Source organism: Ensifer sp., assembly GCF_035999135.1.
Taxonomy (GTDB): domain Bacteria; phylum Pseudomonadota; class Alphaproteobacteria; order Rhizobiales; family Rhizobiaceae; genus Ensifer.
On record NZ_DASYGZ010000202.1, the window covers coordinates 1 to 8,813 of the forward strand.

11 protein-coding genes are annotated in these 8,813 nt (G+C 63.1%); 8 read left to right on the forward strand and 3 right to left on the reverse strand.

Features of this window, described 5'->3' with window-relative positions; translation table 11 throughout:
• The 5 genes from VGO12_RS26585 to VGO12_RS26605 form a co-directional block, all read left to right on the forward strand.
• Nucleotides 1-409 (forward strand): 50S ribosomal protein L25/general stress protein Ctc (locus tag VGO12_RS26585; protein ID WP_327494259.1); only part of this gene is annotated, 409 nt, incomplete at its 5' end.
• 236 nt (nt 410-645) lie between these two features.
• On the forward strand, nt 646-3,030 hold the full coding sequence (locus VGO12_RS26590; protein ID WP_327515729.1) for a putative bifunctional diguanylate cyclase/phosphodiesterase: 2,385 nt from the start codon (nt 646-648) through the stop codon (nt 3,028-3,030).
• Nucleotides 3,031-3,133: 103 nt separating this feature from the next.
• Nucleotides 3,134-3,868: a substrate-binding periplasmic protein gene (locus VGO12_RS26595; RefSeq protein ID WP_327515722.1), complete on the forward strand. Its 735-nt coding sequence runs from the start codon at nt 3,134-3,136 to the stop codon at nt 3,866-3,868.
• 67 nt (nt 3,869-3,935) lie between these two features.
• Nucleotides 3,936-4,655, forward strand: coding sequence for an aminoacyl-tRNA hydrolase (pth, locus tag VGO12_RS26600; protein WP_327515723.1), 720 nt, complete (start codon nt 3,936-3,938; stop codon nt 4,653-4,655).
• A gap of 144 nt (nt 4,656-4,799) precedes the next feature.
• Complete coding sequence (locus tag VGO12_RS26605) at nt 4,800-5,717, forward strand: squalene cyclase (RefSeq protein ID WP_327515730.1); 918 nt, start codon at nt 4,800-4,802, stop codon at nt 5,715-5,717.
• 60 nt (nt 5,718-5,777) lie between these two features.
• Here the strand turns inward: VGO12_RS26605 and VGO12_RS26610 are convergent, their stop codons facing one another.
• Nucleotides 5,778-6,383, reverse strand: a complete 606-nt coding sequence (locus VGO12_RS26610; protein WP_327515724.1) for a TetR/AcrR family transcriptional regulator — start codon at nt 6,381-6,383, stop codon at nt 5,778-5,780.
• A 141-nt stretch (nt 6,384-6,524) separates the two neighbouring features.
• Between VGO12_RS26610 and VGO12_RS26615 the strand changes: the two genes are divergently transcribed.
• Together VGO12_RS26615 and VGO12_RS26620 are read left to right on the forward strand one after the other, a co-directional pair.
• Nucleotides 6,525-7,085: a hypothetical protein gene (locus VGO12_RS26615; RefSeq protein WP_327515725.1), complete on the forward strand. Its 561-nt coding sequence runs from the start codon at nt 6,525-6,527 to the stop codon at nt 7,083-7,085.
• Nucleotides 7,069-7,371 carry a DUF6958 family protein gene (locus VGO12_RS26620; protein WP_327515726.1) on the forward strand — a complete coding sequence of 101 codons (303 nt, stop codon included), beginning with the start codon at nt 7,069-7,071 and terminating at the stop codon, nt 7,369-7,371. Before VGO12_RS26615 ends, VGO12_RS26620 begins: the two co-directional genes overlap by 17 nt.
• Before the next feature lie 50 nt (nt 7,372-7,421).
• Here the strand turns inward: VGO12_RS26620 and clpS are convergent, their stop codons facing one another.
• Both clpS and VGO12_RS26630 read right to left on the reverse strand, forming a co-directional pair.
• The gene (gene clpS, locus VGO12_RS26625) at nt 7,422-7,733 is read right to left on the reverse strand and encodes an ATP-dependent Clp protease adapter ClpS (protein ID WP_327515727.1); all 312 of its coding nucleotides are present in this window, start codon (nt 7,731-7,733) and stop codon (nt 7,422-7,424) included.
• A 105-nt stretch (nt 7,734-7,838) separates the two neighbouring features.
• Nucleotides 7,839-8,402 carry a hypothetical protein gene (locus VGO12_RS26630; protein WP_327515728.1) on the reverse strand — a complete coding sequence of 188 codons (564 nt, stop codon included), beginning with the start codon at nt 8,400-8,402 and terminating at the stop codon, nt 7,839-7,841.
• A gap of 189 nt (nt 8,403-8,591) precedes the next feature.
• Between VGO12_RS26630 and VGO12_RS26635 the strand changes: the two genes are divergently transcribed.
• Nucleotides 8,592-8,813 (forward strand): GTPase (locus tag VGO12_RS26635; protein WP_327494267.1); only part of this gene is annotated, 222 nt, incomplete at its 3' end.

The following is an 8,813-nucleotide window of genomic DNA, read 5'->3' on the forward strand; positions in this document are numbered from 1 at the left end:
CGACGTCAACGGCGAAAAGATCCGCGTCCTGCCGAAGGACTACCAGCTGGATCCGGTCCGTGACTTCACCATGCACGTCGACTTCCTGCGCGTCTCCAAGGACAGCCAGGTTACCGTCGAAGTTCCGGTTCACTTCGAAAATGAAGAGAAGTCCCCGGGCCTCAAGGCCGGCGGCGTTCTCAACATCGTTCGCCACGAAGTCGAACTCAACGTTTCGGCTGACGACATTCCGGAATTCCTGAGCGTTGACCTCTCCGGCCTCAAGGTCGGCGACGCCGTTCACATCTCCAACATCAAGCTGCCGAAGGGCGCGACCCCGGTTATCACCGACCGCGACTTCACCGTTGCAACGATCGTTGCTCCGGCCGGTGGCGTGAAGGAAGAAGCTGAAGGCGACGCAGAAGCTTAATCGCTTCTGGCCATTCGGCCTACCTGATCGAAAGCCCGTCCCATTCGCGTGGGGCGGGCTTTTTGCATTTTTGGCAATCAACCGGCGGCTGCAACAAAGGCGCGCCTCACGATTTTTCATGTAGCGATTTCAGCAACATTTAAGGATTTGATGATGTTCTGCCTGCGGGGAAACTGGGGCATTAATGAGAATCCGAATATGAGATGCGTGGCAGCAGCGTCCAGGGCGTGCATCCGATGATGCACTCCGTCGAGAACCGGTTTATTGCGATTGTCTGTGGCGCGATGCTCGTCTTCATTGCTCCGCTGCTTGTGCTCTTCCTCACCATTTCCAGCGAGCGCATCGCGCGCGAACGCCTGCACAACATCGAACTCCTGATGGCCGCCAGCGCCGAGGCGCTCGGCAAGCCGATCTGGGACTTCGACAGCGACGGCATCAAGCATATCGCCCGCTCGCTGATCAACGGCACCGACATTCTCTCCGTCACCGTTCGCGACCAGACCGGCTCGATCCTGGCGCAGATGCCGCTCGGAGGCGCCGTCGCCAGCGCCGACGATCGGCTCCTGAGCCTGTCCATCTCGTACCAGTCCGTGGACGGGCTGAAGGAGGTCGGCCGCATCGAGGTGCGCGTGCCTACCCCCGGCCTGCTCTCGCAGTTCAGCAAGGACGAACTGGCAATCCTTGCGATCCTGCTTTTCGCCGTCGCCATCGTCTTTGCCGCAGCGCTTGTCGGCAACCGCTTCACGGTGATGCGGCCGCTGATGCGGCTGACGGCCGCGATCGAGGCGACGCGGAGGCTCGGCTCGCGTCATCGCGTCGACTGGACCTCCGACGACGAGATGGGCGCGCTGGCCGCCAATTTCAACGAGATGCAGGACCGGCTGGAGCGCGAAGAGACGGAGCTGAAAAGCGCCCATGAGCGCGTCACCGACATCTACAACCTGACCCCGGCCATGCTGTTTTCGCTCGATGTCGATGGCCGCCTGCTTGCCGTCAGCGATTACTGGCTGCTGGCGACCGGCTACGACCGCGACGACGCCGTCGGGCGCGACTTCGTCGACTTCATCGACCCCTATTGGCACGAAACCTATCGCAGCCACGCCAAGACCATCGCCGTCGGCGACCATGCGATCCGCGAGGTCACCGTTCCCTTCCGCAAGGCGGACGGCGAAGCGATGACCGTGCTGATCCAGGAAACCAAGGCAACGGGTGAGAACAGCCTGTCACTCTCCGTCATGACCGACGTCACCGCGCTGAAGCAGGCGGAAAGCCGCAACCACACGCAGGCGATCACCGATCACCTGACCGGCCTCCTCAATCGCCAGGGCTTTGAAGCGGCGCTCGACGAGGCGATCAAACAGGCAGACGACTGCGGCATGCAACTCGGCTGCCTGTTCATCGATCTCGACCGCTTCAAGTGGATCAACGACAATTTCGGCCATGCGACCGGCGATGAGGTGCTGCGCCACACGGTCGAGCTCATCCAGGCAGCCCTGCCCCCCGGCGACATCATGGCCCGCCTCGGCGGCGACGAGTTCGCGATCCTTTTGTCCGATACGCGCGCAGCCGAACTTGCGAGCGAAATCGGCGAGCGCATCGTCACGGCGCTGCACGAGCCGATGGCAATCGCCGGCAACGAGCTCTTCGTCAGCGCCAGCGTCGGCATCGCCGTCTACCCGACCCACGCAGAAAACGCCTCCGATCTCCTGCTCAAGGCCGACATGGCGATGTACGCCCGCAAGCATGACGGCAAGAACGGCCTGCAGGTGTTCGATGCCGGCATGCTCGACGCCTCGCGCGAACGCCACGAGATCGAACAATGCATCGAGGCGGGTCTGAAGGACGATCACTTCGAGGCCTGGCTGCAGCCGATCGTCAGCCTCGCCGACGGCCAGATCGCCGGCTTCGAGGCGCTGATGCGCCTCAACCATCCGGAAAAGGGCCTGATGCCGCCGGCCAAGATCATCGGCATCGCCGAGGAAACCGGCACAATCGCCCGCATCGGCGACCGCATTCTCGAAAAGGCGATCTGCCACCTCGCGAAGATCTCAAAGCTCGACGGCACCCAGAACACCTATCTGGCCGTCAACTTCTCGCCGCTGCAGTTCGAGCTGACGCTGCCGCACAAGCTCGCAGCCCTGCTCCTGAAGCACCATATTGCGCCGAGCCGGATCGTCGTCGAGATCACCGAAGCCGTTCTGATGCTCGACAATCCGGAAGTCCATTCGGTGCTGAAGCAGCTCAACGAATTCGGCTGCCGCATCGCGCTCGACGATTTCGGCACCGGCTACTCGTCACTTAGCTACCTCAACCGCTTCCCGGTCGATATCGTCAAGGTCGACCAGTCCTTCACCCGCTCGCTGAGCTCCGGCACCGCCGACGTCCGCCGCAAGAGCCGCATGCTGATCAAGGGCATCCGCACCATTTCCCACCAGATGGGCTGCACGGTCGTCGCCGAAGGCATCGAGACGAAGGAGCAATGGCAGCTGTTGCGCAAGCTCGGCGTCGATTGCGGCCAGGGCTATCTGTTCAGCCGGCCGATGCAGATCGACAGGATGCTGGCGATGCTCGAAAGCGAATCGGAAGCAAAGACCGCGGTCGCGCCCGGCATGCGGGCGTAACGCCCCGCGCACCGGCGACCGTCGCCCGGGAAGGAACATCATTGCAGCCCTTGGGCGGCAAAGGCCGCCTGCCCGCAAGGCAGGCATCAGGAGGAGGAACGATATGAAGGCACTGATCCCGGTATTCTTCCTCGGGCTTTTCACGACGGCTGAGGCCCAGACGATCAAGTTCGTCACCGAAGAGTATCCGCCCTACAACTTTTCGACCGAGAACGGCCCGAGCGGCGCCGCCGTCGATCAGGTCAAGCTGATCATGGAACGCCTGAAGCTGCCCTATACGATCGAGGTCCTGCCCTGGGCGCGCGCCATCATGCTCGCCGAGACCGATCCCGCCTCCTGCGTCTTCACCACCGGCCACGACGCCGAGCGCGACCGGAAGTTCCAGTGGGTCGAACCGCTGCTGGTCGATCACATGGTCATGGTCCGCCACGCCAACTCGAACATCGCCCCGTCATCGCTCGAAGACGCGCACAAGTACACCATCGGCACGCAACGCGAGGACTTCTCCGCAGCCTATCTGGTCGAGCACGGCTTTCCGAAGATCGACTATGCCGCCAACCTCGATTCCAGCCTGAAGAAGCTGATCGCCGGGCGGGTGGACCTTTTGATGACCTCGGAAAAGACCTTCGAGAGCATGCGCACCGAAGGCAAGCCTGTGGAAGCGGCCTTGGTGCTTGAAGGCAAGCTCTACGGCATTGCCTGCCACCGCGACTTCCCGCGCGAGACGGTCGCAAAGATGCGGCACGAGCTGGACCGGCTGATCGGCAACGGCACGCAGGATCAGATCTTCAAGCAATATGGCCTGGCGCCGAATGCCAGCCTGCAGGCGGAGAAATAGCCGTTGACTTCAAGGGTGCGCGATGTTCTTGGATGGCATCACCCCGAAATCATGAATGACCCGCACCATGTTGATCATCGTAGGGCTTGGCAATCCAGGTTCGAAATACGCCGCCAATAGGCACAATATCGGCTTCATGGCGGTCGACGTCATCCACCGCCGCCACGGCTTTTCTTCCTGGTCGAAGAAGTTCAAGGCCGAGATCGCCGAGGGCGAGATCGGTGGCGAACGCGTGCTCCTGATGAAGCCGCAGACCTACATGAACCTCTCGGGCGAGTCCGTCGGCGAGGCCATGCGCTTCTACAAACTGCAGCCGAAGGACATCACCGTCATCTATGACGAGCTCGACCTGCCGGCGGCCAAGGCGCGTATCAAGGTCGGCGGCGGCCATGGCGGCCATAATGGCATCAAGTCGATCGACGCCCATTGCGGCAAGGACTACCGTCGCATGCGGCTTGGCATCGGCCATCCCGGCGTCAAGGACCTCGTGCACGCCCATGTGCTCGGCGATTTCGCCAAGGCCGACCAGGCCTGGCTGGTGCCGCTGCTCGACGCCATCGCCGACAATGCCGACATGCTGGTACGCGGCGAGGACTCGCAGATCCTCAACAAGATCGCGCTCGCAACCGGCGGCAAGCCGGAAGCGGAAAAGCCCGCCGCCCCGAAGAAGCAGGGCGCCCAGTCGCATGTCCACCAGGCCCGCAATTCCGCCCAGCCGAAGAAGCTGCCGACGACCGGCCCGATGGCCGACATGCTGAAGAAGATGTTCGGTTCGAAGAACGACTGACTTTCCGTTCCTGGAGCGTGCGCTAGCTTTCGATCAGGCCGGCTCTGAAGCCGGTCCGGACGCGCGAAGCTTGGAGGACGCCCTGTGACCGACCCGGTGATCGACTGGCTGCTTGCCTCGGACCCCTCGATCCGCTGGCAGGTGATGCGCGACCTCATCGACGCTCCCGAGCCGGAATGGCGGGCCGAGCGGGCAAAGGTCGAGACCGAAGGCTGGGGCGCCAGACTGCTTTCGTTTCAGGACGACGATGGGCAATGGGCAGGCGGCGCCTTCATCCCCGCCCATTTCGAAGAGCGCGAATGGTCCGAGCACGGACAGCCCTGGACCGCCACCTGCTTTTCACTCTCGCAGCTCAGAGAATTCGGCCTCGACCCGTCATCGGAGCGCGCCCGGCGAACCGTTGAAAAGGTCGGCGCCAACGCCCGCTGGGAGGAAGGCGGGCAACCCTATTGGCAAGGTGAGATCGAGGAGTGCATCAACGGCCGCACGGTCGCCGACGGCGCCTATTTCGGCGTCGATGTCTCGACGATTGTCGAAAGACTTGTAAGTGAGCGCCAGCCAGACGGCGGCTGGAACTGCGAGCGGATCAACGGCTCGACCTGCTCGTCCTTCGCCAGCACGATCAATGTGCTTGAGGGATTGCTGGAGTTCGAAAGGGCGACCGGCGGCACGGCGCAATCGAAGGCGGCACGAGCGGCTGGCGAAGAGTACCTTCTCAAGCGCCACCTCTTCCGCGGCCTTCGCACCGGCGAGCCTGCAAACAAGCGCTTCCTCTGCCTTTGTCACCCCAGCCGCTGGCATTACGACATCCTGCGTGCGCTCGACTACTTCCGTGCATCTGCGCTCTTGACCGGGGCCGCACCCGATCCGCGCCTTGGCGAAGCGATCGATCGCCTTTCCGCGCGCCGCCTGGAGGATGGCACCTGGCCGCTTGACTGGAGCCCGCGCGGACGCGTGTGGTTCGTCCTTGACGACGGTCCGGACAAGCCCTCGCCATGGGTGACGCTCAAGGCGATGCGCGTGCTCAAATGGTGGGCGGCGTCCTCGCCGGTCGCACCCTGACGCTCACCGCTTTCGACCGCGTCAAGCGGGCAGCCAGCCGGATCTGCGGGAGATCCGCGACTATCCCACCCTGTGCGCTGCCAGAAAGATCCGCACGGCTTCCTTCGCATGCGCCTGCAATGTCTCCGGCGTCGGAATGGCGCCGTCCCCGAGCAGCATGGCGTCATTGACCGGCCCGCCCATGACCAGCCAGTTGAAAAAGGAACCGGCGACACGCACGTCCTTGACGTGGATGTCTCCCGTCTCGCTGTAGCGCGTGAAGGCGACGGCCAGCCTGTTGATCGACCGCATCGGCCCGCGTTCGTGTAGCGCCTGGCCAAGCTCCGGAAAGCGCTCCACCTCGGCAATCACCAGACGGCGAACCTGCATCAACCGGGGGGTCATGACGATCGTCAGCAGCTGCGTGGCATAGTCGAGCAGGAATTCCTCGATCGGCTCGTCGCCTACGGGGTCAGCGACCTGCTCCTGGAATTCGTCGCCTGCCCCACCCGTCATGCTGCGCACGACTTCGAGAAACAGCGCCTCCTTGTTGTGGAAATGCGAATAGACCGTCTGTTTCGACACCTCGGCGGTCGCGGCGATCTCGTCCATGTTGGTGCCGAGGAAGCCATGTTTCAGGAACAGGTCGCTCGCAGCTGCAACGATCAGCCTGCGGGTGCGCTCCATGCGCGTTCTTGCGCCGTTCGCCAATCCTGTGCCTCCCCGCCGAACCGGCCAAATCACCGTCTGTCGAGGATAAGCCAGACCGATTGACAAATCAAACTGGACGGTCCAGTCTAGTTAGTGAGATCGACCGGGAGGAACGTCATGGCGAAAGCACAAGGAAGAGTTCGAATTGCCGCCTGCCGTTGCGGACAGGTTGCGTTCGAGGCCGTGGAAGAACCGATCGTCGGCGCCGCCTGCTATTGCACCAGTTGCCGTGCCGCGGGCGAGCAACTCGAAGCTCTGCCAGAGGCACCGCCGGTGCTGGAGGCGGACGGCTCGACCCGCTTTGCGCTTTACCGCAAGGACAGGATTCGCTGCATCCGGGGCGAAGGATTGCTGCGCGCGCATCGCCTGACGCCGACGTCGACGACAAGGCGGGTTGTCGCCGGCTGCTGCAACGCCGCCATGTTTCTGGAGTTCAAGGGCGGGCACTGGTTGAGCGTCTATAACCAGCGTTTCGCTCCCGGCGACCAGCCAGCCCTGGAGATGCGCACGATGACGAAGGACCGCAGGGCCGGCGTCGAATTTACCGACACCCTGCCGAGCTACAACACCCATTCCGGCCGCTTCATGTGGCGGCTTTTGACCGCCTGGGCGGCGATGGGCTTTCGCGCGCCGAAAATCGACTATGTGAAAGGTGAGGTCCATGGCACCGCAGGCTGAGAAGATAGAAATTCGCAACGTCGTCTCGCCGGGCCACATCACCCGCGTCGACCGGGTGAAATACGAGGCGATGCGCGAAGCCCTGCTCGCCGTGCTGCCGCCGACATCACCGGGGCTGACGGTCGCCGAAGCCAAGGAAAAGCTGCTGCCGCTGTTGCCGCAGGATCTGTTTCCCGAAGGCGCCAAGGCCGGCTGGTGGCTGAAGGCGGTTCAGCTCGATCTCGAGGCGAAGGGCACGATCGCGCGGGAGGCGAGCAAGCCGCTGCGCCTGCATCGTCACGCTTAGGGCCACGTCTCATCGTACGCGGGCGCAGGTCCGCGCGAGGGCCAACGGCCCTATTCCTCCGGCTCCGTGGTAAAAAGCAGCGGGAAACCGGCCTCCTTGGCGAGATCGGTTGCTTCCTTGGCCTTGGTTTCGGCAATGTCGCGGGCGCAAACGACAACGACCGAGGTGCCCATCTTGTGCGCCGTCAACATCACGCGATAGCCCGCTTCCTCGCTCATATGGAACACGGCCTTGAGCACGCCGACCACGAAATCGCGCGGCGTGTAGTCGTCGTTGAGCAGCATGACCTTGTAGAGTTTGGGCCGGTCGAGCTTCGGCTTGACCTTCACTTTGACTTTTCTGGCAACCTCGTTGTCACTCATCGGAAGCACCCCGTTGTGACAGATCGGGCGGCGACGTCGCCCGCCGCACTATCCTACGGGCAGCCTTGGCGATCAAGCGAAAGCAGGTTGCGCGACGGCAGCCGATCAGTCGGCCCGCTGATGGCCGATGAACATCTTCGCTTCCGCGTCATAGGCCCGCGCCCGCGCGAGCGCGAGGTCGACCGGCTGCTTGCGCGCAAGCAGGGCATGGAAGAAGCAATGAACGAAGAGCGGCGCATCCGCGCCTTCGGGCGACCCGTCGGGGCCGATATAGAGCGCTGCGCCTCCGTCGCGAACGAAGGCGTCGCCGCCGCCCGTTTCGCAGCAGGTGCTGACGATGATCTTGCCCTTCAGCCGCGCATGCGCGGCGACGACTGCAGGCGGCAGGCTGCCCTTAACCAGCATCGACGTGTCGATCTCCTCGATAAAGTCGCCGAAAACGAAACCGTTCTCGTCGCCGTGGCCGCAGATGACGAGATGCTGGTGCACGCCGTCTCCGGCGCCGACCAGGATCAGAAAGTCCCCGGGCGTGCCCGGCAGATGCAGGGTGACGACCGCGCCGAGGCTCTCGAGCATCGAGCGCACCAGAAGGGCTTCCAGCGTGGCGCCGATATCGATCACCGCCACCGGCACCCGCGGAAACATGAACTTCTGGTCGATCGTCTCCATTATAGTCGCCTGTTCTCATTGTTCACTGCCGCAAGGAGGCAAATGGTTCGCACTGCATATGCGGCCCAAATACCGTGCGTTCAACGGCTGAAGTCCCTTATTTACCGTGAACGGGGCCTGCGCCCTTGACCGGGAAGCCCCCTTCCCGCATAGCCACGCCAACGGAATTTTAAGATACGGACGACCCCCATGGGCTTCAAATGCGGTATTGTCGGACTGCCGAACGTCGGCAAGTCCACCCTCTTCAACGCGCTGACCAAGACGGCGGCCGCCCAGGCGGCCAACTACCCGTTCTGCACCATCGAGCCGAACACCGGCGAAGTGGCCGTGCCGGACCCGCGCATGCGCAAGCTGGCGGACATTGCCAAGTCGAAGGAAATCATCCCGACGCGCATCTCCTTCGTCGACATC

Excerpts from the sequence above, each read along its gene's own strand:
- pth (WP_327515723.1), top strand. The coding sequence starts at position 3,936 with ATGTTGATCATCGTAGGGCTTGGCAATCCAGGTTCGAAATACGCCGCC.
- VGO12_RS26615 (WP_327515725.1), top strand. The coding sequence starts at position 6,525 with ATGGCGAAAGCACAAGGAAGAGTTCGAATTGCCGCCTGCCGTTGCGGA.
- VGO12_RS26595 (WP_327515722.1), top strand. The coding sequence starts at position 3,134 with ATGAAGGCACTGATCCCGGTATTCTTCCTCGGGCTTTTCACGACGGCT.
- VGO12_RS26605 (WP_327515730.1), top strand. The coding sequence starts at position 4,800 with ATGCGCGACCTCATCGACGCTCCCGAGCCGGAATGGCGGGCCGAGCGG.
- VGO12_RS26610 (WP_327515724.1), bottom strand. The coding sequence starts at position 6,383 with ATGGAGCGCACCCGCAGGCTGATCGTTGCAGCTGCGAGCGACCTGTTC.
- clpS (WP_327515727.1), bottom strand. The coding sequence starts at position 7,733 with ATGAGTGACAACGAGGTTGCCAGAAAAGTCAAAGTGAAGGTCAAGCCG.
- VGO12_RS26590 (WP_327515729.1), top strand. The coding sequence starts at position 646 with ATGATGCACTCCGTCGAGAACCGGTTTATTGCGATTGTCTGTGGCGCG.
- VGO12_RS26630 (WP_327515728.1), bottom strand. The coding sequence starts at position 8,402 with ATGGAGACGATCGACCAGAAGTTCATGTTTCCGCGGGTGCCGGTGGCG.
- VGO12_RS26620 (WP_327515726.1), top strand. The coding sequence starts at position 7,069 with ATGGCACCGCAGGCTGAGAAGATAGAAATTCGCAACGTCGTCTCGCCG.